Below are 25,292 nucleotides of genomic sequence, written 5' to 3'. Positions count from 1 at the left end.
GGTGTGGCGTCTCCGTTCCGGCGCGGAACGGTCAGGGGCCGGCGGGCGCCGGCACCGGGGCCGGCGGGGCGCCGGGCCGCGCCGGGGGAACGGGTCCGGGGAGCAGGTCGAGCACGGCCCGCCGGTGGGCCGCGGCGGCCGCGTCGTCGTACGGGTCCGGGGTCGCCGGGACCTGCAACCGCACCACGGGGCCCGGACCCAGGCGTGCGTAGCCGCGGCCGGGCGGTACGTACGGGACGGGAGTGGTGTGCGGCGGCGCGCCGAGCACGTACGCGATCACCTCGGCCGGTACCGCCCCGAGCACCACACGCGCGTGTGCGTGCTGCCACACCGACGGGTCGAGCGTGTCCAGGGCGTCCGCACGCTCGGCGACGACGACCGTCACCCGCGCGGTGCTGCCGTGCCGCAGGGCCACCCGGAGCAGCGACTGCGGATCCGGGCGGCCGTCCGCGGCGGCGAGCTCGGACAGCAGCGCGGGACGGTCCAGCAGCACCCAGAGCGGGCGCCGGACGTCCGCCGGTGGCGGTTGGCCCGCCTGCCGCGCGGCGGTCAGGGCGACCAGCCGGCGCAGGGTCTCGTGCCCCACCCACTCCAGCCCCGCCGGCGCGCCGGTGAGCCCGCACTCCACCGCCAGCACTCCGGCCCGGCCCGTGAGACAGGCGTACCCGCCCGTGCCGCCGCCGTCGACGATCAGCACGTCGCCGTCCCCGAGCGCCTGCAGGGCGAGCCAGCGCAGCAGCGTCGTGGTGCCGCTGCCCGGGCCGCCCACGGCCAGCAGGTGCGGCTGTGCGCCGCCCGGACCCGTGTGCCACACCAGGGGCGGCGGGTCGCACCCCGCGGGGTCGTCCAGCACCGGAAGGGTCAACGGGACGCCGGTGGGGTCGGTGCAGCCGAGCACCGTCTCGCCGGGCGCCGTGCCGAAGCGCTGGGCCGTGACACCGGTGGGCAGCGGCGGCAGGACGGTGACCGTCAGCTCGTTGGCCTCCTCGTCCCACCAGAAGTGGTACTCGCGGTCACGGCCCGACTTGGCCGGCACAAGACGCTCCACGCGCGCGCGTGCGTCCGCCTCGCCGTCCGTGAAGGACGCCGGGTAGCGCAGCACCAGACGGCACAGGCGGCCGTCCGCGTCGAACTCGTGGTACGGGAACGCGCTCTGCCACGTGCCACCGTGCGCATACAGCGGGTCCGGGTCCCCGGGGCGCGAGAAGTACGGCACGAGCGCTTCGTAGAGGGCGGACAGGCGTAGGCCCGCGGCGTCGTCGTCCGGCTCCGGACCCGCGACGCGGGGCCCGCCGCGGCCGTGCCAGAGCGCCGCCACGGTGAGGGCGGCGAGGGCGAGCGGCGGGCCGAAGGGCACGAGCGCCACGATCAGCACGGCGGAGCCCGCCAGGAACAGCACGGGTCCGCGCCGGCCCTTGGGGGTCCCGGCCCAGCCGCGCCGGCCGGCGGCGGCCAGCCGGCGCAGGCCCCGCGCGACGGTGAGCAGGGGGTGCAGGAGGCCGGTGGCTTCCAGGACCGCCGTACGCGCCCGCGCCCGGCCCGCGACGAGCGTGCCGCTCCCGCTGCGGAGGACACGGGGGAGGGGGCACCGGGCCACGTCGGTCTCCTGAGGGGGGAAGTGTCGGGTCGCACGGACGTCGGGGCGGATGCGGCGGACACCGGGAGGGGCGCCGCACGGACAGCGGGAGGGGCGCCGCACGGACACCGGAGCGATGCCGGGGAGCGTGGCGCGCGTCAGGGGAGGAGCGTCGCGCGCGTCAGAACTTGATGCCGCTGATCAGACCGGCGAGGCTCGCGCCTCCGGCGTGGATGCTCGGGGCGATGGCGGTGCCCGCCAGATAGAAGCCGAAGAGGGAACAGACCAGCGCGTGAGAGGGCTTCAGCCCGTCCTTGCGGAAGAAGAGGAAGACGATGATGCCGAGCAGCAACGCGCCGGAGATGCTGAGGATCATGGATTTCTCCTGTCGAGGACACGCACCGTGGGTGCTTCCAGGCTCACAGCTTGTATCCGTACGACAAAAGGTGCAAATGAGTGAAAAGGCCTCACCTCTCTTCAGTGTGCGGCGTGTTGGGCCATCGCCGGACGCACGGCCCGTACCGGCGGACGGCATGGGGTGATCCTCGCTCGGGCGGCGCCCGGCTCCACGCCGCCACGGGCAGTACCCTGGCGAATCACCCGGACGGCGCGCCGTCGAACGGGTGTCCCGCCGCACTGCCGCAGCCGCCCATGGAAAGGCGTTCCGCACATGATCGAAAGGCGTTCCGCACATGAGTGAAGCCCCGGACCCCGAGGTCGTGGAGCTCGCCACCAAGATCTTCGATCTGGCCCGCCAGGGTGAGACCGAAGCGCTCGCCGCCTACGTCGACGCGGGCGTCCCCGCGAACCTCACCAACGACCGCGGCGACTCGCTCGTCATGCTCGCCGCCTACCACGGCCACGCCGGCACGGTTCGGGCCCTGCTGGACCGCGGTGCCACCCCCGACCAGGCCAACGACCGCGGCCAGACCCCGCTGGCAGGCGCCGTCTTCAAGGGCGAGGACGCCGTGATCAGGGTCCTGCTGGACGCCGGCGCCGACCCCTCCGCAGGCACCCCCTCGGCGCGCGACACGGCCCGGATGTTCGGCAAGACGGACCTGCTCGGGCTGTTCGGCGACGGCTGAGCCACGGCCCGGCCGCCGGGGCGTGCGCCGGCGGCCGACCGGCGGACCTGCGGTGGCAGGCCGGGAGAAATGTGGTCGCGGTGCACCAAACCCCTGCGCCATCATGACGTCGTGATTCACGGACGCGGCGGCTGGGCAGGTGTTGCCGCACCGCGCGGCCCGTGAGCGGCCCCCCCCGCGGGGCCCACCGACGAGAGGCAGAGAAAAGATGGTCTACAGCAGGCTTCGGACGACGACCGCCCCCACGTGGTGTCGCGCTGCCAGGTAGTGCACGATCCCGGTTGCGTCGACGCTTGATGTGAGGCTGTTTCCCATGTTCGAACCGGTCATAGCGCCCAGCGGTACGCTGCTCGGCCTGCTGCAGCGCGGCCGCGGCGACGGCACCCTGCACGCGCTCACCGCCCCCCGGGCCGAAGCGCTCACGGCCCTGAACCAGTGCGTCCGCAGCGACCCCCGCCGCGACTGGCAGGTGGAGAACCGCTCGCTGTACTACGCCCGCCTCTACCTCGACCTGCACGGCGGCCTGGAGGAGATCGAGCAGCACCTCTTCGACCCCGAGGACCTGCTGGACACGGACGAGTCACGCACCGGTCTCGCGCTGTCCGTCCTCGGCCACCTCGCCTCGTACGGCAGGCGTGACGCCCTGGTCCTGCTCCGCCGCTACGCCGCATCGGGCAGCAACTGGGCCTGGGCCCTGGACGAACTGGCCCTGCGCGACGACGACGCGGGCCTCAGGACGCTCGCCGCGCCGGTGCTGGCCCGCTTCCCGGCCGACGCCCAGGGCGATGCCGAGCTGGCCGGCGCCGTGCGGGACGCCTTCGAGCCACGCCCCTGGCGGCTGTGGGCCGAGGACCCCCGTGAAGCGCTCGCCGCCCGGGTCCGCGCCGCACAGGAGAGGGGCTCCTTCGACCGCTGGCAGCGCCAGATGCGGCCGCAGGGCCCCCGGCCTGAGTGGAGCGTCCAGGCCGTCCTCGACTGGGCCGACCAGGGTCTGCAACGCGGCACCCCGCTGCACGCCCCCGCCGCCCGCTGCCTGACCGCCGTCGCCGCGCCCGAGGACCGCCCGCGGATCGTCGAGGCCGCCCGCAGCGGCCCGGACGGCGCCCGCTGCACGGCCCTGCGCTATCTCGCCGACGCCCAGGACCCCCAGGTGCTCGACCTGATCGAGGCCGCCGTCGCGGCCCCCTCGGCCACCGTGGTGTCGGCGGCCGTGGCCGCGTTCGAGCGCATGCGCACCGACGCCGCCGTGGAGAGTGCCCGCCGTTGGGCCCAGCGGCCCGATCCGCTCGGCGCGGCCGCCGGCCGGGTGCTCGCCTGCCGCGGCACCACCCGCGATACCGACCTGGTGCTCGGGGCGCTGCGCGAGACGGTGCGCGGCGAGGGGCCCGACGCACCGTCCCTCGGCCCCCTCGTCGACGGCACGGGGCGGCTCGGCATCGTGTGCGCCGCGCCCGTGCTGCGCCATGTGTACCGCGAGACCGCCTCGTCCCAGCTGCGCGGCCGCACCGCCCGCGCCCTCGCCGCCACCGACCCCTCGTTTCCCGCAGGTTTCGCCGTCGAATGCCTCTGGGACTGTGAGGAGTCCACCCGCGAGGTCGCCGCGCGGCACGCCGAGACGGGTGACGCACGCGTGGTGGACCAGCTCAGAAGGCTCGCGGCCGATCCCGCGGAGGAGGCGGACGTGCAGACCGCGGTGCGCAGCCGGATCGGCCCGGACATCCCCTCCGTATGACCGAAACCGGCCCAACGCTCATGGGACGTTCCTCGTCACGAAAGATCCTCGTTGACGTGGCCACGTCCGGCACGACGACAACACGAGTATGCGTGTCGTCATCGTCAGCGAATCCTTCCCCCCAGACGTCAACGGTGTGGCCCACTGCGCCCTGCAGACTGCCCGCCACCTCGCCGCCCGCGGTCATGAGCCCCTCGTCGTCGCCCCGGCCACCGCGGCCGGACCCGACGCCGACGCCGCGGCGCCCTGCCCCGTGGTGCGCGTCCCCTCCCTCCCCCTGCCCGGCTACGCCCAGGTCAGGGTGGCCCTGCCGAGCCGCAGGGTGGCCGCCGCGCTGACCGCGCACCGCGCCGACATCGTCCACCTGGCGAGCCCCTTCGTGCTGGGCGTGCGCGGCATGGCCGCGGCGGGACGGCTGGGCATCCCCGCCGTCGCCGTCTACCAGACCGACCTCGCCGGCTACGCCCGCACGTACATGGGCGGCGGGGAGTCCGCGGCGTGGCGGCGGCTGCGCGGGGTGCACTCGGCGGCCGACCGCACCCTGGCGCCGTCCACCGCGGCCCTGCGCGACCTTCAGACGCACGGGGTGCCCCGGGTGCGGCTGTGGCCGCGCGGCGTGGACACCGAGCGTTTCCAGCCTGCCCACCGTGACTCCGCCCTGCGCCGCGACCTCGCCCCCGGTGGCGAGGTCATCGTCGGGTACGTCGGCCGCCTGGCGCCCGAGAAGCAGGTCGAACTGCTCGCCGGGGCCTGCTCCCTGGAGGGCGTCCGGGTGGTCGTGGTGGGCGACGGGCCCAGCGAGGACGCGCTGCGCAGGCAACTGCCCGGCGCCGTCTTCCTCGGCCGCCGCACCGGCGCCGACCTGGCCCGGATCTTCGCCTCGCTGGACGTCTTCGTGCACACCGGACCCTATGAAACCTTCTGCCAGACCGTGCAGGAGGCCATGGCGAGCCGCCTGCCCGTCGTGGCCCCCGCCGCCGGCGGGCCGCTCGACCTGGTGGGCCACGGGCGGACCGGACTGCTGGTGCCGCCGGGCGACAAGGACGCCGTCCGGGACGCCGTGCGGACCCTGGCCGCCGACGCCGGCCTGCGCGCCCGGTACGGGGCGGCGGGCCGGGCCGCGGTCGAGGGCCGCACCTGGCAGGCCGTCGGCGACCGGCTCCTCGGACACTACGCCGAGGTGCTCCAGGCCCGTTCGGCGGTGGCGGCATGAGCGACCCGTCCGGGACCGGGCCGGCCCTGCGCATCGTACGGCTCGCCAACTTCGTGGCCCCTGCGTCCGGCGGGCTGCGCACGGCACTGCGCGAACTGGGCGCCGGATACCGTGCGGCCGGGCACGACCCGGTGCTGATCATCCCCGGAGAGCGCATCGAGCGCCGGGAGACCGGACAGGGCACCGTCATCACCCTGCCGGGCCCGGTACTGCCCGGCACCGGCGGCTACCGCGTGCTCGTCGACCGCCGCCGCCTCACCCGCGTCCTGGAGCGGCTCGCCCCCGACCGCCTGGAGGTGTCCGACCGCACCACCCTGCGCTGGACGGGCGAGTGGGCGCGCCGTGCGCGTATCCCCGCCGTGATGGTCTCCCACGAGACCGCCGACGGCGTGCTGCGCACCTGGGGCGTGCCGGAGCCCGTGGCCCGGCGGGTCGCGGACACGCTCAACTCCCGCACCGCTTGGGCGTACGGCAAGGTGGTGTGCACCACCGAGTGGGCCGAGCGCGAGTTCGCCCGGATCGGGGCGCGCAATGTCGTACGGGCGCCGCTCGGCGTCGACCTGCGCGAACGGCACCCGCGGCTCGCCGACCCGGAGCTGCGTCGTGCCCATGCACGCGACGACGAGGTGCTGCTGGTGCTCTGCTCCCGGCTGTCCGTCGAGAAGCGGCCCGGCACCGCGCTGGACGCGCTCGCGGCGCTGCGCGGCCGCGGCATACGGGCCCGTCTCGTCGTCGCCGGGGACGGGCCGCTGCGACCGCGCCTGGAGCAGCGCGCCGGACAGCGGAGGCTGCCCGTGACGTTCCTCGGCCACGTCGACGACCGTGCACTCCTGGGCGCGCTCCAGGCCTCCGCGGACGTCTGCCTGGCCCCGGGCCCCGCGGAGACCTTCGGCCTCGCCGCCCTGGAGGCGCTGGCGTGCGGCACGCCGGTGGTGGCCAGCGCGTCCTCGGCGCTGCCGGGGATCGTCGGTACGGCGGGTGCGGCGGCCAGGGACAACGGCGCGGCCTTCGCGGACGCCGTCCTCGCCATGCTCGACCGGCCCGAGTCCGACCGCCGGCAGGCGGCACGCGCGCGTGCGGAGTGCTTCGGCTGGGACATCGCCGTGGCGGGCTTCCTGCGCGCACACGGCGCGGTGCCGCGGGTGCGGTCCGCCGGGCCCGTCGCCGCGGGCCCGGCGGCTCTGCCGGCGCCGGCCGGGCTCGCCGTACGGTCCGTGGGCACGGCGCGGGCCGCGGGCGGGGGACGGCCCGCGGGCGGAGCGCGATCCTACGGCCCCGAGCGGCCGTCCGGGGCCGCGTGGGACGGGGCGGGTGTGCGGGGTGGACCCGGTGCCGGGGGCGGTGCGGGTGCCTGGGACGGATCCGGTGCCGGGGGTGGTGGGGGATGAGGGCCATACGGTTCGTGGCGCTCGGCGACTCCCTCACCGAGGGGGTCGGCGACCCGGTGGGCGACGGGTGGCGCGGCTGGGCCGCCCTGCTCGCCGGGGGTCTCGGCCCTGCGGGCGCCGTCGAGTTCCACAACCTCGCGGTCAGCGGCGCACGGACCCTGGACGTGCTGGAGCGCCAGACACCGCGCGCGCTGGCCCTGCGACCCGACCTGGTCTCCGTGATCGTCGGGGTCAACGACACCCTGCGCCGCACGTACGACATCGACGTGGTGGCCGCCGGGCTGAGCCGGGTCTACGCGGCGTTCGCGGCCCAGGGCGCCGCCCTCGTCACCGCATGCCTGCCCGACCCGGGGGCCGTGCTCGGGCTACCGCGGCTGCTGGCCCGGCCGCTCGCCCGGCGGCAGCGGTCGGTCAACGCGGTGGTGCACGCCCTGACGGAGCGCCACGCCGCGTTCCACCTGCATCTGGCGGAGGGGGAGTGGGTCACCGACCGGGCGATGTGGAGCGCGGACCGGCTGCACCCCGGCGAGCGCGGGCACCGCATGCTGGCCGTCCGGGTGCACCGGATGCTGGCGGAGGCGGGCATCGCGGCCGGACCGGCACCGCCGGCCGAGCCCGAGCTGCCGCCGCCCACCTGGGCGGCGAAGGCGCGGTGGCTGGCCACCGCGGGCACCGCCTGGGTGCTGCGCAGGTCCACGGACCTGCTGCCGCAGTTGCTCGCCCTGGCCGCGCACGAGGTACGGCACCGGGTGCGCGGCACCAGCGCCCGGCTGGACGCGCACGCGTCCCGGGCGGTGGCCGCGGCGCTGGCGGCGGTGACGGCACAGGAGCGGGCCGCGTCGCCGCGAGCTGCTCCGGTCCCCTCTGTCCCGGTCTCCTCCGTGCAGGTTTCCTCTGTCCCGGTCTCCTCCGTGCAGGTTTCCTCTGTCCCGGTCTCCTCCGTGCAGGTTTCCTCTGTCCCGGTGCCCTCCGTGCAGGTTTCCTCCGTCTCGGTACTATCCGTGCCGGCTTGTTGTGTTCCGGTCTCCTCCAGGCCGGTTTCCTGGGAGCCGGTTTCCTGTGACCCGGTCGCTTCTGTTCCGGTCTGCCGCGTGCCGGCCCGCTGCGTGCCGGGCTGCTCTGCACCGGACCGCGTCGGACCACCTACCGCCGGAGGGTCCCGCGTCGTGTCGCGGCACTCGGCTGTGCCGGGCGGGGGTGCGCCGGGTGGGGATGTGCGGAGTGGGGATGTGCCCGGCGGGGCTGTGCCGGGCACGGCCGTGACCGGCGGAGTCGTGCCGCTCGGTGATGTGGCGTATGAGGCTGTGCCACACGGGGCCGTGCTGTGCGGGGCCACGCCGTCCGGCTCTGCGTCCGGCCCTGCGGCACCCCTCGGGCCGCGCGGTCTGACCGGGCCGCCCGGTCAGCCTGCCTCGGGCGGGGCGGCCGCGGGGGGAGCGGCGCCGGCCGGCATGCCCTCCCCTGCCGGCGGTCCCTCCTCGGCCGCCGCGTCCGATCCGGCGGCGGCCACGGGCGTCGTCGGCGACCCGCCTGCCTCGTCCGACGTCCTCCTGCCGACCGCTGCGAACCGCACCGGTGTGCCCGGTGCCGCCTGGGCGGCGGCGGCCAGCGCGGGCTCCCGGACGACCGCCACCACGGGGTAGCCGCCCGTCGTCGGATGGTCGGCGAGGAACACCACGGGCCTGCCGTCCGGAGGCACCTGTATGGCGCCCAGCACCAGACCCTCACTGGGCAGTTCGTCCTGTACCAGGCGCTTTAGGGGCGGTCCTTCGGTGCGCAGCCCTATGCGGTTGCTCGCCGGGGACACCCGGTACGCGCGCGTGGTGAGCGTGGCGCGTGCCGCCGCCGTGAACCAGTCGTGCCGAGGGCCCCAGGTCACCGGCAGCACCAGCTCCCCGGGCGGCCCGGGCTGCGGGACGGTGTCCACGCGCGCGTGCGGCCCTGCCACGGCCCCCAGCGGCAGGACCGTCCCGTCGGTGAGCGGCGGCGGCCCGAGCCCGGAGAGCAGGTCCGTGGACCGGCTGCCGAGGACCGGGTCCACGGCCACCCCGCCGGCCAGGGCCACATAGCTGCGCACACCGTGCACCGCGGGCCCCACATCCAGGACGCTCCCCGGCGGCACCCTCACAGGGGCGCCCCAGGCCACCGGCCGGCCGTCCACCCGTACCGCGCACGCCGCCCCCGCGACCGCCGCCGTCACCGCGCGACACGCCCGCAGGGCGCAGCCCGTGAGCGTGGTCTCCAGAACGGCGGCGGACGGGGCGTTGCCCACCAGGCGGTTGGCCAGCGCGGCGGCGCCCGGGTCGAGGGCGCCCGAGCGCGGCACCCCCAGATGGGCGTGCCCCGGACGGCCCGCGTCCTGGACGGTCGTCAGCGCACCGGCCCGTACCACCGCCACAGCCCGGTCGCTCACCGCGGTTCCTCGAACGGGAGCGGATCCCCGGACGGGAGCGGGCCCCCGGACGGGAGCGGGCCCCCGGACGCGAGCGGCTCTTCGGGCAGGAAGCGCACCCGAGCCCCGGGCGTCAGCAGGGCGGCCGGCACGCGCTCGGGGTCCCACAGGACGGCGTCCGTCGTCCCGATGAGCTGCCAGCCGCCCGGCGACGTGCGCGGATACACGCCCGTGTAGGGGCCGGCGAGCGCCACCGAGCCGGCCGGGACCGCGGTGCGGGGAGTGTCCCTCCTCGGCACCCGGTAGCGCTCCGGCAGCCCCGTCAGATAGCCGAAGCCCGGGGAGAAGCCGCAGAAGGCGACACGGAACTCGGCTGCCGCATGGATGCCGCTCACCTCCCCGGGACGCACCCCCCAGGCGGCCGCCACGTCCGCGAGGTCGGGTCCGTCGTACCGCACGGGGATCTCGATGACGTTCCCCCCGCGCGCGGGACGTGCGGGAAAGCGCCATGACGGCAGCCGTGCGGCGAGCGCCCCGGGATCCGGTACGCCGTCGAGCAGGACGGTGCGGGCGGCGGGCACGATCTCGCGGGCGCACAGGGAGCCGGCCGCGCGGCGCCGCAGCAGTTCCTCATGGAGCGCCGCCGCCTCGTCACCGCCCGCCAGCTCCACGAGCACCGCATGCTCGCCGACCGGAAGGACGCTCATGCGTGGATCCTGACGCTCCCTCATGCGAACGCCCGCACGGGGACGCCGGCATCCTCCAGCCGGGCCCGCACCCGCCGGGCCAGGTCCACCGCTCCGGGGGTGTCGCCGTGCAGGCACAGCGAGCGGGCCCTTACCGGGACTTCCTGGCCGCAGTGGGAGGTGACCACCCCGAGACGCGCGAGGCGCACCGAGCGTTCGACCACCGCGTGCGGATCCGTCACCACCGCCCCCTCCTCGCTCCGCGGCACCAGCGTCCCCGCGCGCGTGTACGCCCGGTCGCCGAAGGCCTCCGCGACGACCGGCAGCCCGGCCGCGCCGGCCGCCTCCAGCAGCCGGGACCCGGGCAGCCCCAGCACCGGCAGGCGGGTGCCGTCCCCGGCGAGCAGCACCCCGTCGACCACGGCCGCCGCCTGCTCGCCGTCGTGCACGACCCGGTTGTAGAGCGCGCCGTGCGGCTTCACGTACGCGACACGGGTGCCGGCCGCGCGCGCGAAGACCTGCAGCGCGCCTATCTGGTACGCCACCTCGGCCGCCAGCTCGCCGGGCGGCACGTCCATGCCGCGGCGGCCGAAGCCGGCGAGGTCGCGGTAGGAGACCTGGGCGCCTATCCGCACCCCCCGCGCGGCGGCGAGGTCGCACACCCGCCGCATGGTGGGCGCGTCCCCCGCATGGAAGCCGCATGCCACGTTGGCGCTGGTCACGACGGTCAGCAGCGCCGCGTCATCGGTGAGCCGCCAGTGGCCGAAGCCCTCGCCCAGGTCGGCGTTGAGGTCGATGGGGGGAACGGTCATGGGTCCCTTCTCCGGTCGTGGGTGCGCCGCCTCGGACTCGCGGCGCTGTTTCCCTGCGGACTGCGGCGTCTACGCCGCGCTGGGGCTACGGCGGCTACGGGGGCGTGGCGCCGCTCTTCAGCGCCCTTGTGGCGCTGCACGCCGTGGCAGCGGTGCGAGGCGTCCGCGGGCTCCGGCAGTCCAGCGTAGAGCCGCCGAAAGCGCCCGTGAGCGCGCGGCGTCCCTGTGGACCGAGCGCCCAGCCGGCCGAACGCGCCGGGGCCGGCGGGACGTTCGCCCCCGGCCGTCCGCCCGGGCGGTGCGACCGGAGCGCGGGGAGGAGTCGTGGCCATGAAGCGCCTCGCAGAAGGTGAAGGTGCGTGAGAACCGCGCTGTTCCGTCGTGCCGCCGCAGGCGGCCTGTGCGGGAGCCGGGACAGGTGGCCAACCCTCGACCCAAGGTAGAGGATCGTTGAACGATCCCTCAATACCCATGTTGTTCCGTGTTCCTCCCTGCGGTTGAATTCAGGAATGGCCCCACTGCCGGAACTTGCCGACGACCGCGCCCTGCTGGGCCGCACCAGCACCGCGGAGCGGGTGGCCGACATCCTCAGGAGCCGTATCGCCGAGGGGTACTTCCCGCCCGGCACCCGGCTCTCGGAGGACGGCATCGGGGGCGCGCTCGGGGTCTCGCGCAACACCCTGCGCGAGTCCTTCCGGCTGCTCACCCATGAACGGCTGCTGACGCACCAGCTGAACCGCGGGGTATTCGTCCGGGTCCTGACGGTCGAGGACGTCGAGGACATCTACCGGATCCGCCGCCTCGTCGAGTGCGCCGTCGTGCGCGGCCTCGGCGACCGGCCCTGCGAACTGGACGGCGTCGCCGAGTCGGTGACCGCTGGCCGCAAAGCGGCGCGGGCCCGTGACTGGAAGGGCGTGTCCACGGCCAACATCCACTTCCACCGCGAACTGGTCGCCCTCGCGGGCAGCGAGCGCACCGACGAGCTGATGCGCAGCGTGTTCGCCGAACTCCGCCTCGCCTTCCACGTCGTGGCCGACCCCCGCCGCCTCCACGAGCCCTACCTCACCCGCAACCAGCTCATCCTGGAGACCCTGCAGGCCGGCCGGTACGCGGAGGCCGAGGCCCTGCTCGGGGACTACCTCGACGACTCACGACGTCAACTCGTCGACGTCTACGGCCGCCGGGTCGCCGAGGGCGAGCGGAAGGCCCACTGACCCTCGGGCGGGTGCGGGTGCGGGTGCGGGTGCGGGTGCGGGTACGGATACGGGTACGGATACGGATGCCGGTGCCGTCCGGCCACGGCGCGGCGGCCTTCCGGGTCCGGTCCGGCGTCGGCACACGAGCCGCCGGGTGCGGGTGAGCGCGAGGGTCCGGAGCCGGCCGGCGCGGCCGTGGCATTCGTGGTTTGGGCTGTTGTCACACCCAGGACCTAGTCTGTGCACCGTGACTTCGCCCGCCTCGACGGACCACGCTCCGTCCCAGCTCAGCGCGGGGCCGCGCCCCGCGCCGGGCCCGGCCGCCGACGAGGGCCTGGCCCGCCGCCTGCGCGCCCTCGCCTGCACCGCCCCGCTGCACGACCTGGACGCCCGCAAGGCCAACCTCGCGGGCGAGTACTCGGTGTACGGCATGGCGGAGCTCGCCCTCGCGGCCATCGACCTGGTCACCCTGCACATGGACTTCGACACCGGCGCCGACCACGAGCAGGTCGTCGCCAGGCTGCTGCCGCGCATCGCCGCCCAGGCCCCCCGGCGGCCCACCGAGGAGCACGAGCGCGTCGCCCGCTGGGTCCTGGAGAACCTGATCAACGTCGGCAGCGTCGACCGCGGCTTCCGCGCCGTCTACGGCACGTTCGCCCCCGACGGCAGCTACGTACGCCGCGACTACGACTTCAAGCTCGTCGAGGAGGTCCCCGGGCACGGCGGCGGCGTCTGGCTGCGCACCACGGACGAAGCGGTCAACGTCCTCGTCGGAGCCCTGGACACCGACGTCACCAGCGCCCAGATCGCGGCCGAGGTGAAGCTGGAGGTGCTCATCAGCCGCGGCAGGCTCGCCGACGCTCAGCTCGCCGCCGAGCAGGCCCGCTACCGCACGGTGCAGTACGCCGAGACCCTGCGCAGAGCCCTGGAGGCCACCCGGCGCAATGTCCGCGCGGTGGACTGGCTCCGCACCGTCCCCGACCTGATCACCGAGGCCCTCGACCACGTGGCCGACCGCTACCGCCACGAGAACGCCATCCTCACCAACATCCGCAAGTCCCGCGACGAGTCCGAGGACGCCGAGCACAAGCGCCGTGCCGCCGAGCTCGTCGACATCGTGAAGGACTGCATCCGCCGCCACACCCAGCTCCAGTCCCGGCTCCTGGAGGCCGGGCCGCTGTTCCGCGCCGAGCAGGACCGCCAGGCCTTCGCCGCGCCCGCCGCGCGCGCCGGACTCGACCTCTACGGACACCTCGTCGCGCCCCTGCTGCCGCTCCCCGTGGAGCAGGCCACCCGGGTCACCGACGCCTACTTCGCCCGCGGCACGGGCCTGCGGACCCCCTCGTCCGTGCGCATGACGGACCTGGTCGACCTCCTCCTGACGCCACCCATGGAACGCGAGCACCTGGGCGCCGAGATGCCCGAGCCCGACCTCATCGCCACCCCGGACGACAGCCGGTTCAGCGAGGAGCAGCTCGCCGTCGCCATGGAGCTGCTCGACCTACCCCCCGACGCGCCCCGCCGCCTGTCGGGCCTGCTCGCCGAGGCCCGCCGCCGCGACCCCGACCTGCCGTACCTGGTCGCCCTGCTCGCCGTGCACGCCGCCAGCCCCGCGGTCGGCACCGCCTACCGCCAGGGCGAGCAACAGCTCCTCTTCGCCGTCGACGACGGCACGGAGCTGGACGACCCCGAGTTCGGCGGCGCGGACCTCATCGTGGGCACCGCCCGCCTGGACGCCGCGGGCATGGCCGCGGACCGGACGGAGGCGGCATGAGCCCCGGGCTCCGTGCAGCGGAGCGCGTCCCTGTCCGGCACCCCGCGCCTCCGTCGTGCGCGCTGTCGCCGTGGTGTGCCTCGTCGCCGTGGTGTGCCCCGCCCGCGCGGGGTGCGGCATCCCCGCGGTGCGCCGCACCCTCGCGGTGCGCCTCCGGCGCTCGTCCCGCCCCACGGGCCTTCGTCCGTCGTCCCGCCCCAGGGTCCCTCGTCGGCTGCCCCTCCACAGGGGTCCCCGGCCGTCGCCCCGCGACAGGTCCCAGTGGTGCTCGTCCCGTCACCGGTATCCCCAGCGGTCGTCCGACCATCTGTACCCCCGGCGGTCACCCCGTCCCGGGCGCCCCCGGCGGCCACCCGTGCACCCGCACCTCACCACCCAGCAAGGAGCACCAGCCGTGAGCGACCATCACGCAGACGGTGGCGCGTGGGGCGAGCCGGGCGACCGGCCGGAGGGCGGCGCTGGCGCGCCCCTCACCCCGGCCGACGCCGCGGACGCCGCGCGGCTCGTCGCCTTCGGTCTCCAGCCCCGCCTCCAGCCCGCCCGCGACCAGGAGTACGCGGAGCTGCTCCGCCGCTACCGTGACGACCCGCCGTTCGCGCGCCTCGCGGACGCCGTGGCCGCCGGGCTCGGCCTGATCGTGCTGGAGGTGTCCCCGCGCGCGGGCATGGCCGTGACCGCCGCGGAGGACTCGGTGTTCGCCGTCCGCATGGGCGACTACGCGCGCCGCGCCTCCGCCGACGCCACCGACCGCTTCCTGCACGGCCTCGCCCATCTCGCCGTGGCCGCGCTGGCCTTCCCGCGCCCTGAAGACCTAGCCGACGACGGCTACATCGGACGCCTCACGGTCAACGGCGTGGACGCGTTCGTCCGGCAGGCCTGCCGCCGCCTGGAGGAGCGCGCCGAGGAGCAGGGCGAGAACACCGACCCGGCCAGCGACGCCCCCGGCCTGGAGGCCGCCTGGCGGGTCTGGGCGCGGCGCAGCTCCACCGGCGCCACCAAGGACGCCCGCCGCCCGGCCGGCTCCACCACCGGCATCGTCGCCAAGGCCGTCGCCTTCCTCGCCGACTCCGGCTTCCTGCAGCGCACCGGGGACGACGCGGGAGGCACCTACCGCACCACCGCCCGTTACCAGCTCCAGGTCCGCGACATGGCGGGCAGCGCCGCCCTGGCGGAGCTGCTGGAGCTGGGCATCGTGCCCGTCACCGACGGCACGGCCACCCTGCTGCCCCCCGCCGACCCCGACGACCTGGAGCTGGCCGCCGACGCCGGCCTGCCCTTCCACTCCTGACCCGGCCGGGCCCCTGCCGGGCCCGGCTCCCCGACCCGTCCGCCGCCAGCCGGCGCCACCACCACGAGAGCCCGCCGCCATGTACGAGCTGTCCCGCGTCCGCCTCTACTCCATCGGCCCCGCCGGTGCGCGCTACGCCGACACCGTGCTGGACCTGCGGGGCGTCGGTGAGCCCGTGCCCGACCCGGCGCCCACCCAGGGCGAGTTCTTCGAGGAGGAGCCCGCTGGACCGCCGCGCCGCCCCGCCCCGGCCGGTGTGCTCTTCCTGGAGAACGGCGGCGGCAAGTCCGTGCTCCTCAAGCTGATCTTCTCCGTGATGCTGCCGGGGCACCGCAACACCCTCGGCGGCGCCAGCTCGGGGGTGCTGCGCAAGTTCCTGCTCGCCGACGACTGCGGCCATGTCGCCCTGGAGTGGCAGCACACCCGCACCGGCGCCTGTGTGGTCGTCGGCAAGGTGAGCGAGTGGCGCGGACGGCAGGTCTCCAACGACCCGCGGAAGTTCGCCGAGGCCTGGTACTCCTTCCGGCCCGGCCCGGGGCTCAGCCTGGACAACCTCCCCGTCGCCGAGTCCACCGCCGTGCGCCCCCCGGTCGAGGGGGCCTCCTGCGCCCAGGGCCGCCGGCGCACCATGAAGGGCTTCCGCGACGCGCTCACCGAGGCCGACAAGGCGTACCCGCACCTCGACGTCCACTGGGAGGAGATCCACGAGCGCTGGACCGAGCACCTCGGCGACCTCGGCCTCGACCCCGAGCTCTTCCGCTACCAGCGCGAGATGAACGCCGACGAGGGCGAGGCCGCCGGCCTCTTCGCGGTCAAGAAGGACGCCGACTTCACCGACCTGCTGCTGCGCGCGGTCACCGACACCCGGGACACCGACGGCCTCGCCGACCTGGTCGGCGGCTTCGGCAACAAGCTCGGGCGGCGTGCCGAGCTCATGGCGGAACGCGACTTCACCGCCGGCTCCGTCGACCTGCTCGGCCGCATCGTGGAGGCCGCAGGCGCCCGGGCACGCGCGCGTGACATCCACGCCGGGGCCGAGCGCCGCACCAGGACCCTCGCCCGCCGGGTCGCCGCGCGCCGCGGCCGGGAGCGGGAGCGCGCCGCCGAGCTCGCCCAGCAGGTCACCACCGCCGCCGGCACGGTCACCGAGGCGGAGCGGGCCCGCGAACGCAGCGCCCTCATCGCGGCGGAGCTGGCGTACCGGCACGCCTCGCTCGCCCTCCAGGGCGCCGAGAAGGCCGCCGCCGCCCACAAGCGCGAGCTGGCCGACGCACGGAGCCTGTACGCGGCGTGGCAGGCCGCCGAGGCCGTGCTGCGGCACCGGGCCGCCGCCGACCGGTCGGCCCGCGTCGCCGCCGCCATCCGCGAGGCCGAGCGGGACGCGGCCCCGGCGCTGGCCGCCCGCGCGCAGGCCGCCGCCGACCTGGTGCGCGCCCTGCAGGCGGCAGCGGACGACGCCGAGCACCTGGCCGCCGAGGGCGAGGCCCGCTCCCTCGCGCTCCAGGAGACCGGCGAGGCGGCACACCGGGACGCCACCGCCGCCGCGACCGAGGCCCAGCGCGCCCGCAGCGAGGCCGACCACCTGCGCCAGCGGCTCGCCGAGGTCGAGCAGGAGACCGCCGAGGCGGTGCGCGCGGGCTGGCTCGACGACACCGCGCCCGACGCCGACCCGGCCCGTGCCGCCCTAGCCGCAAGCGACGCCGAGAAGACCGCGGTCGCCGCCTGGGACACGGCACGTGAGGCGGCCCGCCGCACCGCGGACGAGGCCCGCGCGGCGGTGGCCGCGGAAGGCCGCGCCGAGCTGACCGCGGCCCGCGCCGCCGACGCCGCGGCCGCCGCGGAGCGCGCCTACGAGGCCGAGCTGCGCACCGCCGACGCCCTGGCCGCCGAGGAGCGCCTGGGGGAGCTGCTCGGCCTGCCGTCCACCCGGCGGGCGGGGCGGACGATCCCGTCGCCGCGCTCTGGCGGGGGCACGGCGGCAGGCGCCGCGGAGGACGACGGCACACCCCGCGCGTCCACCCCGTCCACCGGACCCGGCGGCGCGGCCGGCGGATCCGGCCGTGCGGGCGAGGGGGCCGGCCGTACGGCGCCCGGCCCCGGCCGCGCCGGGACGTCCCCGACCGGCCCGGCGGAGTCCGGCGGTGGGGAGCCCGGCGAAGCCGGCGGCGCCCTCACCGCGGCCGAGCTCGACCGGAACGCCGAGGACCTGGCGGGCCTGCTCGACGAGCAGGTCTCCGCGGCCGAACGGCACCTTTTCGAGCTGCGCACGGCCGCCGCGGACGACGCCCGGATCCTGGGCGCCCTCGGCGACGGCGGCCTGCTGCCGCCCGGTCCCGACGTGCTCGCCACCGTCGAGTTCCTGGGGGAGCACGGCATCCCCGCCCTGCCCGGCTGGCGGTACCTCGCCCAGGCGGTCGACCCGGTCGACCACGCGCGCGTGCTCGCCGCCCGCCCCGAACTCGTCGACGGTGTCGTCATCACCGACCCCGCCGGCCACGCCCGCGCGCGGGAGGTGCTGGCCGACGCGGCCCTGCTGCCCCGCTCCGCCGTCGCGGTGGGGACGGCGGCCGCCCTGCTCGCGCCCGTGCCCGAGCCGGTCGGCGAGGGCGCGGAGGCGGGCGGCGCAGACGCACCGGCGGTCTTCCTGGTGCCGCCCAACCCCGCCATGCACGACGAGCAGGCCGCGGACGAGGAGCGTCACACCCTGCGCGCCCGTGCCGCCGAGCGTGACGAGGAGATCCGGCACCTGGCCGCGCGGCTGGCCAAGGACCGCGAGCTGGCGGCCCGCCTCACCTCGTGGCGGACTGCCTGCCCTGCGGGCCGCCTCGCCGAGCTGGCGGCCGCCGCGGAGTCCGCGCGCACCTTCACGCAGGACGCCGAGGCCGAGCTCACCGAGGCCCGGGCGGCCCGGGCCGAGGCGGAGGAGGCGGCGTCCGAGGCCGCCGCCGTCCGGGACGAGCGCCAGGACGCCGCACAGCGCGCCCGGCGCGCGGCCGACGCGCTCGCGGGCCTCGCCTTCCGGCTCCGGGAACGTGCGGGCTGGCAGGCGCGGCTGCGGGAACTCGCCGACGACGCCGTGGAGTTCCAGGCCCGCGCCCAGGCCTTCCTGGAGCGTGCCCGTGCCGCCGACGAGGACCGCCGCGCCGCGCAGCGCGCCGCCGACGACGCCCACCGCACCGCCCGCGCGCTGCGTGCCGAGCGCGCCGAGATCGCCGGCGCCCCCGACGACCTCCCCGACGCCCCACCGCGGGCGGAGGACGACGGGACGGACGGTCCGCCCGCCTCGCTCCCCGCGCTGCGGGAGGCCTACCGCGCCGCCTCCCAGGTGTACGAGAAGGTCGGCGTCGGCGCCGACCTACGGGCCGAGCAGGCGCGTGCCGAGAGCGACGAGAGCGCCGCCCGCGCGGAACTGGGCCGCCTCAGCAACAAGGTGAGGACCCGTGCCGCGCAGCTCCTCGAATCCCCCGACGGAGCCGACGGCCCTTCCCGGCAGGCCGCCGCGGCCCGGGCCGAGGAACTGGTGCAGCTCCTGGAGAGCCGGGCGTCCAGCGCGAGCGAGCAGCTCGGCAGGCTGCGCGGCGAGGCCGAGCGGCTGGCCCCGGCGGACGGCGAGGCACACACCGAACTCCCCGCCGAGCTGGTCCCCTCGGACACCGAGCACGCCCAGCAACTGCTGCGCTCCGCCACCGCCGACCTCACCGCGCACACCGAGGCGGTGGGCGAGGCACGCGACGCGCACGCGGAGCTGCTGGCCGCCCACCGTGCGGCCGAGGACGCCGCGGGCGGCTTCGACGAGACCGCCGCCCTCCTGCGCGACCTGCTCCGCGACCACCAGGACCACGACGACACCGAGGAGCCCGAGCCCTACCCCGGGAGCCTCGCCGAGGCCCGGCACGCGGCAGGCGAGGCACGCCGTTCCCTGCGGGGCTGCGCCGCAGACCTGTCCGCCGCCGAGGCGGCCGTCCGCGAGGCCTGCGACACCCTCGTCCGCCACGCCAACGCCACCCGGTTCGAGCAGGTCCGCACCCCCGCACGCCAGCAGATCAGGGAGCTGCCCGGCTCGGCCCTCCCGGAGCACGCCGAGAAGTGGGCGGAGGCCTTCGCACCGAGGCTCAGGGTGCTCACCGACGAGCTGGGGCAGCTGGAGCGCAACCGTCACAGCATCGTGGACCGGCTGCGCGGCATGGTCGAGCAGGCGCTCGCCACGCTGCGGTCGGCCCAGCGCCTCTCCCGGCTGCCGGAGGGCCTCGGCGAGTGGTCCGGCCAGGAGTTCCTGCGGATCCGCTTCGAGGAGCCCGACCAGGCCACGCTCACCGAGCGGCTCGGCGACGTCATCGACGAGGCCACCCGGGCCGCCGTCAGGAAGAACTCGGATCTGCGTCGCGACGGGATGTCCCTGCTGCTGCGGGGCGTACAGGCGGCCCTGCAGCCTCGCGGCGTGAGCGTGGAGATCCTCAAGCCGGACGCGGTGCTGCGCGCCGAGCGGGTTCCGGTCGGCCAGATGGGCGACGTGTTCTCCGGGGGCCAGTTGCTCACCGCGGCGATCGCGCTCTACTGCACGATGGCCGCCCTGCGCTCCAACGACCGGGGGCGTGACAAGCACCGGCACGCGGGCACCCTGTTCCTGGACAACCCCATCGGCCGGGCCAACGCCACCTACCTGCTGGAACTCCAGCGCGCCGTGGCCGACGCCCTGGGCGTGCAGCTCCTCTACACCACCGGCCTCTTCGACACCACGGCCCTCGCCGAGTTCCCCCTGGTCATCCGGCTCCGCAACGACGCCGACCTGAGGGCCGGTCTCAAGTACATCAGCGTGGAGGAGCATCTCCGTCCGGGACTCCCCGAGCAGGAGAGCGGCGAGGGCGCGGTGCACGGCGAGATCACCGCGACCCGCATGTACAAACGACCGGCGGCCGCTCGGCCCAGCTGAGCCGAGCCGAGTGCGCCCGGCCGCTGCGCCGCCTGCCGGCGCGGAGGCGGCGGCCAGGAGCTTCCGCAGGAGCCACGAGCGCGCCCGGGTCCCACAGAGGTGCCCGTGATGAAACATCCGGACGTACCCGCCCGGTCCGCTTCCGCTTCCGCTCCGCGGACCCGGGACCCGCCGTCGCACCCTTGTCCCGACCAGGTCACCCGCCGCACTGCCGCAGCATCATGCGCTTGTCGGCGGTGGTCACCGGAAGGTCGTACTTCAGTGAGACCTGGGCGAACCGGACCGAGTAGGAGCAGCGGATCCGCTTGTTCGGGGGCAGCCAGGAGGCCGGTCCCGAGTCGCCCTTCGCGCCGTTGGTCCGGCCGTCCGCCGGGATCAGATTGAGCGGGTCGTTGGCGATGTCCTCCCTCTTCCCCTTCGGCCAGTGCGCGGCGCCCATCTGCCAGTCGTACGAGAGCGGCATGACGTGGTCGATCTGCACGGTGATGGCACGGGACTTGGTCCAGTCGATGGTCTTCCCGGTGTAGGGGTCGTGCAGGGTCATGGCGGCCACCACGCAGTCGGAGCCGGACCGCAAGCGGATGTCCTCACCATCCCGCTTGAGGAGGTCGTTCCGGGAGTCGCAGCCGTTGTGGGCGTAGGGGACGGCGCCGGGCGCCGTGTCCATCCAGGCGTAGCCGAACTCGTCCCGGTCGTATCCGGTCTTCGGGCCTCGGCCCTTGGTGGCGACCTTCTCGATGAGGGCCCGTGCCCTCGCCCTCTCCGCGTCGGAGGTGATGGCCGCCAGCCCCGGCTTCGTACCGTCCGGGTTGTCCAGCGGACTCACCGCGCGGCCGTGTGCCCGGGCGCCTCCGGACCCGGGCGAGGGGGCGCCGTCCTGCACGGCATCGCACCCGGTCAGGGACGCTCCGGCCGCGGCCGTCACCACCGCCAGGAGTATGAGCGGGACGCGTCTTCTGCCCCTGCGCCCCGGGTGGCCGTTCGCCTCTGCGGCGTGCCCTGCCGGCCGACGCCGTATCCAAGTCTCCATCACGGCGCGAAGTGTAAGGACACAGATCGATCCCTGTCCGCCTGCGCCCCCCGCATGCGGTCCGCACCGTCTACGGCGGACCCCTACGAATGAGAGAGCTGCCGTGGCCCCCGTGTCCTGCGTATCCGCCCGGGCCTGCGCTCGGCGGCCCGGGCCTCGCGCCGGGCTCTGCGGCGCTCCCGCCGTAGCTGCCGCGCCGAGCTGTTGGGGGCGGAGACCACGCCATTGCGCTGGTTCCACACCTGGCGGGTGACCCAGACGTCGAGGACGCCCCAGGTCGCCACGATCGTGCTGGCGACGCTGCTGAGCACCATGGGGAACGCCAGCCAGGAGCCGGCCAGGGTGCACAGGAAGGCCGTCATCGCCTGGATGAGCGTCAGCGCGACTATGAGGACGGCGCGGACGGCGGCCGTACGCACCGGATCGGGTAGCCGGCGGCGAGGTGAGGGGTCGTCGACCCAGAGCTGCTCGCGGTGCCCCGCGGGGTCGCCCGTGGAGCGGCGCCACTGCTTGGGCACTCCCACCGGCGCGTCCCAGTCGGCCGCTTCGTCCTGCCCTGCCCTGACCATCAGCCTCGTCACTCCCCACCGTCCAGCGGAATTCGCCTCGCCACGGCCCGTGCCCCACGGAGGGGACGCGGGACGTGCGTGAGGCGACTGGTGCGTCCGGTCCACCCGTGCCTGCCCGGCTTGGCCCGCTCTACGCCATCCGGGGTGGACGTGGCTGCTGTGACCCCGTCCGTACCCGGTTCCCGTAGGAGGAGACGAGTGGGCGCGCCCGAAGATTCCCCCGGGACCGAAAGATTCAAGCCAACTGCTGGCCGGACTTCGCCTGAAGATCACCCCTTCCGGTTGCGCCGCCCGGGGATGCAATCTCCCGTAATGGGCGGACAACTGCGGACGCCCCTCCTGCCCACGGCCACGAAACCGCCCGTACCGGCCTTCGAGTTGAGGGGAGGGCAGTAGTAGGCTCGCGCCGTTTCTTGACGTACTTCGCGCACGCTGTTCATGTAGACGCACCGACCCCCGGGCCGCAGGGGGCAAGCTGGGGGAGGCCATGCGCTTTCGCGGGAAATCGATCCGCCGGAAGATCGTGGCGTTGCTGCTCGTACCACTGGTGACCCTGACCGCCATCTGGGGCTTCGCCACGGTCCTGACCGGCCACGAGGCGGCTCAGCTCTGGGGCAACTCGAAGGTCGTCGAGGCGATGAGCTACCCCGTCGAGGACGCCGCCCGGGTCCTGGAGCGCGAGCGCCGTCAGACGCTCATCTACCTGGCCGACCCGCGCGCCGCGAGGGCGCTGGACAACATGCGCGACAGCCGCAAGGCGACCGACGCCCTCGTCCGCAAGGTGCGCAGGAACGCCAAGTCCGAGGCCGTCCGGGACAACATCACCGCCGACGCCGACGAGCGCCTGACCGCCGTGCTCGAAGGCTTCGAGGGGCTGGACTCGCTGCGCAGCAGCGTCGAGGCCGGCGGCATCACCGGCACCACCGCCCTGGACCTCTACGACGAGCTGATCGACCCGTGCTACGCGTTCCTGAGCTCCGTTCAGGTCGTCAACGACCTGAACCTCTCGAACCAGGGCCAGGCGCTGGTCTCCGTGGCCCGCGCCCGCGAGCTGCTCTCCCGAGAGGACGCGGTGATCGCCGCCGCGATGGTGTCGCACCGGCTGAACACGACCGACATCCGCGAGGTCTCCGACCTCATCGCGCAGCGCACCCTGCTCTACGACAACAACCTGCCCCTGCTGCCCGACGAGGACCGCGGTAGCTACGAACGCTACTGGCAGGGCAACGCCACCCGGTCGCTGCGCGTCGCAGAGCAGGCCTTCGCCCAGGCGACGCCCGGTGTGCCGCGCGCGGTCAGCAGCGACATGGAGTGGAACAAGATGGCCGGCAAGGTCCTCCAAGACCTCGCCGACCGCGACAGCGCCGCCGACGACCGCTTCCAGGACCGGCTCAAGCCGGTGGCCGTCAACGTGCTCGTCCGCGCCGGCGTCGCCGGCGTCCTCGGCCTGGCCGCCCTGCTGTTCTCCGTCTTCGTCTCGGTGCGCATCGGCCGCAGCCTCATCCGCGACCTGCGCGGGCTGCGTACGGAGGCGCACGAGGCGTCCGGCGTGCGGCTGCCCAGCGTGATGCGCCGACTGGCCGCGGGCGAACAGGTCGACGTCGAGACGGAGGCTCCGCGCCTGGACTACGACAGAAACGAGATAGGCCAGGTCGGCCAGGCGCTCAACACCCTCCAGCGAGCCGCCGTCGAGGCCGCCGTCCGCCAGGCGGAGTTGCGCCGCGGGGTCTCCGAGGTGTTCGTCAACCTCGCCCGCCGCAGTCAGGTGCTGCTGCACAAGCAGCTCACCCTGCTGGACAGCATGGAGCGCAGGACCGAGGACACCGACGAGCTCGCCGACCTCTTCCGGCTCGACCACCTCACCACCCGTATGCGCCGGCACGCCGAGGGCCTGGTCATCCTCTCCGGTGCCGCCCCCTCACGCCAGTGGCGGAAGCCCGTCCAGCTGATGGACGTGGTCCGTGCCTCCGTCGCCGAGGTCGAGGACTACGAGCGCATCGAGGTGCGCAGGCTGCCGCGGATCGCCGTCGCGGGCACCGCCGTCGCCGACCTCACCCACCTGATCGCCGAACTGCTGGAGAACGCCACCGTGTTCTCCCCGCCGCACACCGCCGTCCACGTCCTGGGTGAGCGCGTGGCCAACGGCTTCACGCTGGAGATCCACGACCGGGGCCTCGGCATGGCGCCCGAGGTCCTGCTGGATGCGAACCTGCGCCTGTCCGAGACGCCCGAGTTCGAGCTCTCCGACACCGACCGGCTCGGTCTCTTCGTGGTCAGCCGGCTCGCGCAGCGGCAGAACGTACGCGTCTCGCTCCAGCCCTCTCCGTACGGCGGCACCACCGCCGTGGTCTTCATCCCGGACGCGCTGCTGACCGACTCCCTCGAGTCCGACACGGGCGGGCTGCGGATCGAGCCCTCGCTCGAGGAGGGGACGGCGACCGGCCGGGCCGGCACGGGCCGCGCCCAGCTGTCCAAGGTGCCGTCCCAGGAACCGGGTGACCTGCCGGCGGACCTGCTGGACGGTCCCGTGGAGCTGGAGCCCCCGGTCCGCTCCGGGATGGACGACCTCGACGACTTCCCCGGCGCGCTCGACGACGACGAGGACGAGCGCGGCGGCCTCTTCCGCCCGCGCCGGTCCGTCGCCGGCGTGCCCGGCGAGCAGCACCAGCAGGCCTCCGAGACCCAGCAGGGACACGGCGAGCCGGCGCGACCCGATGGCCCGGCAGATCCGGCGCCGCTGCCCAGGCGCCAGGCGCCCAAACTGGTCAGCTCGCACGGCCGCCCGGTCGCCCCGAGCAGATCACGGGAGGCGGACACCACGGAACGACACACGGGCACGCCCCCGGAGCCCGCGGTGCAGAGCGACCTGCCCCGGCGCCGCAGGCCCGCGCAGGCCGCGGCTCCCCGGCGGGAGCAGGGGCAGGGCGCCACAGCCCTGCCGCGCAGGGTCCGGCAGGCCAGCCTCGCCCCGCAGCTCAAGAACGGGCCCGACCGGCGGAACGAACGCGATTCCGGCCGGGACGGCAACGGGCCTTTCGAACGTGACGCCGACGAGGTGCGCAGCAGGATGGCCTCGCTGCAACGCGGTTGGCGCCGCGGCCGGGAGGAGAACGCCGCAGGGGACGACGGCCCCGGCGGCTCGGCACAGGGAACGACATTGGAGGGGGACGGTCGATGACCGCACCGAAGGCCGCCGGCCAGACCACGACGCCGGGGGGTGCCGGAGAGCTCAACTGGCTGCTCGACGACCTGGTACAGCGGGTCGCCAGCATTCGCAAGGCACTCGTGCTCTCCAGCGACGGTCTTCCCACCGGCGTGTCCGAGGACCTGACGCGGGAGGACAGCGAGCACCTGGCCGCTGTCGCCTCCGGTTTCCACAGCCTGGCCAAGGGAGTCGGCCGGCACTTCGAGGCCGGTGGCGTCCGGCAGACCGTGGTGGAGCTCGACGAGGCCTTCCTGTTCGTCACGGCCGCGGGCGACGGAAGCTGCCTGGCCGTGCTCTCCGACGCCGACTCCGATGTCGGACAGGTCGCCTATGAGATGACGCTTCTGGTCAAACGGGTCGGCGCGCATCTTGCCGCCGCACCGCGCACCGACCTGCCCGCGGGCGGGTAGTGGGAT

General features: G+C 75.4%; 15 protein-coding genes and 3 pseudogenes. 11 read left to right on the top strand and 7 right to left on the bottom strand.

The window, feature by feature from the left end; genetic code table 11:
* Nucleotides 1–31 precede the first annotated feature (31 nt).
* Entirely contained in the window at nt 32–1,597 is a 1,566-nt protein-coding gene (locus tag ACSMXW_RS02650) for a P-loop NTPase family protein (RefSeq protein WP_485803711.1), read from the bottom strand.
* A gap of 160 nt (nt 1,598–1,757) precedes the next feature.
* Entirely contained in the window at nt 1,758–1,952 is a 195-nt protein-coding gene (locus ACSMXW_RS02645; protein WP_485803710.1) for a hypothetical protein, read from the bottom strand.
* Nucleotides 1,953–2,268: 316 nt separating this feature from the next.
* Here ACSMXW_RS02645 and ACSMXW_RS02640 point away from each other — a divergent pair, with 316 nt between their 5' ends.
* From ACSMXW_RS02640 to ACSMXW_RS02620, 5 genes and pseudogenes are all read left to right on the top strand, one after another.
* Complete coding sequence (locus ACSMXW_RS02640) at nt 2,269–2,661, top strand: ankyrin repeat domain-containing protein (protein WP_485803709.1); 393 nt, start codon at nt 2,269–2,271, stop codon at nt 2,659–2,661.
* Between the two features lie 313 nt (nt 2,662–2,974).
* Nucleotides 2,975–4,393, top strand: coding sequence for a HEAT repeat domain-containing protein (locus tag ACSMXW_RS02635; protein ID WP_485803708.1), 1,419 nt, complete (start codon nt 2,975–2,977; stop codon nt 4,391–4,393).
* Nucleotides 4,394–4,481: 88 nt separating this feature from the next.
* Nucleotides 4,482–5,606: a glycosyltransferase family 4 protein gene (locus ACSMXW_RS02630; RefSeq protein WP_485803707.1), complete on the top strand. Its 1,125-nt coding sequence runs from the start codon at nt 4,482–4,484 to the stop codon at nt 5,604–5,606.
* Nucleotides 5,603–6,772: pseudogene (locus ACSMXW_RS02625) on the top strand (glycosyltransferase); the annotation flags it as partial. The gene ACSMXW_RS02630 and the pseudogene ACSMXW_RS02625, both read left to right, overlap by 4 nt.
* 218 nt (nt 6,773–6,990) lie before the next feature.
* Nucleotides 6,991–7,827: pseudogene (locus ACSMXW_RS02620) on the top strand (SGNH/GDSL hydrolase family protein); the annotation flags it as partial.
* 713 nt (nt 7,828–8,540) lie between these two features.
* Here the strand turns inward: ACSMXW_RS02620 and ACSMXW_RS02615 are convergent.
* The 3 genes and pseudogenes from ACSMXW_RS02615 to ACSMXW_RS02605 all read right to left on the bottom strand — a co-directional run.
* Nucleotides 8,541–9,407 (bottom strand): annotated as a pseudogene (locus ACSMXW_RS02615) (5-oxoprolinase subunit C family protein); the annotation flags it as partial.
* Entirely contained in the window at nt 9,404–10,093 is a 690-nt protein-coding gene (locus tag ACSMXW_RS02610) for a 5-oxoprolinase subunit B family protein (protein WP_485803706.1), read from the bottom strand. The pseudogene ACSMXW_RS02615 and the gene ACSMXW_RS02610, both read right to left, overlap by 4 nt.
* A gap of 20 nt (nt 10,094–10,113) precedes the next feature.
* Nucleotides 10,114–10,884 carry a LamB/YcsF family protein gene (locus tag ACSMXW_RS02605; RefSeq protein ID WP_485803705.1) on the bottom strand — a complete coding sequence of 257 codons (771 nt, stop codon included), beginning with the start codon at nt 10,882–10,884 and terminating at the stop codon, nt 10,114–10,116.
* 509 nt (nt 10,885–11,393) lie between these two features.
* Between ACSMXW_RS02605 and ACSMXW_RS02600 the strand changes: the two genes are divergently transcribed.
* The 4 genes from ACSMXW_RS02600 (at nt 11,394) to ACSMXW_RS02585 (ending at nt 20,072) form a co-directional block, all read left to right on the top strand.
* Nucleotides 11,394–12,098 carry a GntR family transcriptional regulator gene (locus ACSMXW_RS02600; RefSeq protein ID WP_485803703.1) on the top strand — a complete coding sequence of 235 codons (705 nt, stop codon included), beginning with the start codon at nt 11,394–11,396 and terminating at the stop codon, nt 12,096–12,098.
* A 229-nt stretch (nt 12,099–12,327) separates the two neighbouring features.
* Nucleotides 12,328–13,854, top strand: coding sequence for a hypothetical protein (locus ACSMXW_RS02595; RefSeq protein ID WP_485803702.1), 1,527 nt, complete (start codon nt 12,328–12,330; stop codon nt 13,852–13,854).
* Nucleotides 13,855–14,248: 394 nt separating this feature from the next.
* Complete coding sequence (locus tag ACSMXW_RS02590) at nt 14,249–15,142, top strand: hypothetical protein (protein WP_485803700.1); 894 nt, start codon at nt 14,249–14,251, stop codon at nt 15,140–15,142.
* A 79-nt stretch (nt 15,143–15,221) separates the two neighbouring features.
* On the top strand, nt 15,222–20,072 hold the full coding sequence (locus ACSMXW_RS02585; protein ID WP_485803698.1) for a hypothetical protein: 4,851 nt from the start codon (nt 15,222–15,224) through the stop codon (nt 20,070–20,072).
* Between the two features lie 196 nt (nt 20,073–20,268).
* Here ACSMXW_RS02585 and ACSMXW_RS02580 read toward each other — a convergent pair whose 3' ends face one another.
* Complete coding sequence (locus ACSMXW_RS02580; RefSeq protein WP_485803696.1) at nt 20,269–21,102, bottom strand: HNH endonuclease family protein; 834 nt, start codon at nt 21,100–21,102, stop codon at nt 20,269–20,271.
* A gap of 83 nt (nt 21,103–21,185) precedes the next feature.
* Nucleotides 21,186–21,671, bottom strand: a complete 486-nt coding sequence (locus ACSMXW_RS02575) for a hypothetical protein (protein WP_485803694.1) — start codon at nt 21,669–21,671, stop codon at nt 21,186–21,188.
* 487 nt (nt 21,672–22,158) lie between these two features.
* On the opposite strand from ACSMXW_RS02575, the gene ACSMXW_RS02570 reads away from it, so the two are divergent.
* Both ACSMXW_RS02570 and ACSMXW_RS02565 read left to right on the top strand, forming a co-directional pair.
* Nucleotides 22,159–24,849, top strand: coding sequence for a sensor histidine kinase (locus tag ACSMXW_RS02570; RefSeq protein ID WP_485803692.1), 2,691 nt, complete (start codon nt 22,159–22,161; stop codon nt 24,847–24,849).
* Nucleotides 24,846–25,286 carry a roadblock/LC7 domain-containing protein gene (locus tag ACSMXW_RS02565; protein WP_485803691.1) on the top strand — a complete coding sequence of 147 codons (441 nt, stop codon included), beginning with the start codon at nt 24,846–24,848 and terminating at the stop codon, nt 25,284–25,286. The genes ACSMXW_RS02570 and ACSMXW_RS02565 overlap by 4 nt, the downstream gene beginning before the upstream one ends.
* Nucleotides 25,287–25,292: the final 6 nt, after the last annotated feature.

This window comes from Streptomyces sp. DSM 116793, assembly GCF_057320905.1.
This window is presented reverse-complemented; position numbering and strand designations above follow the sequence as displayed.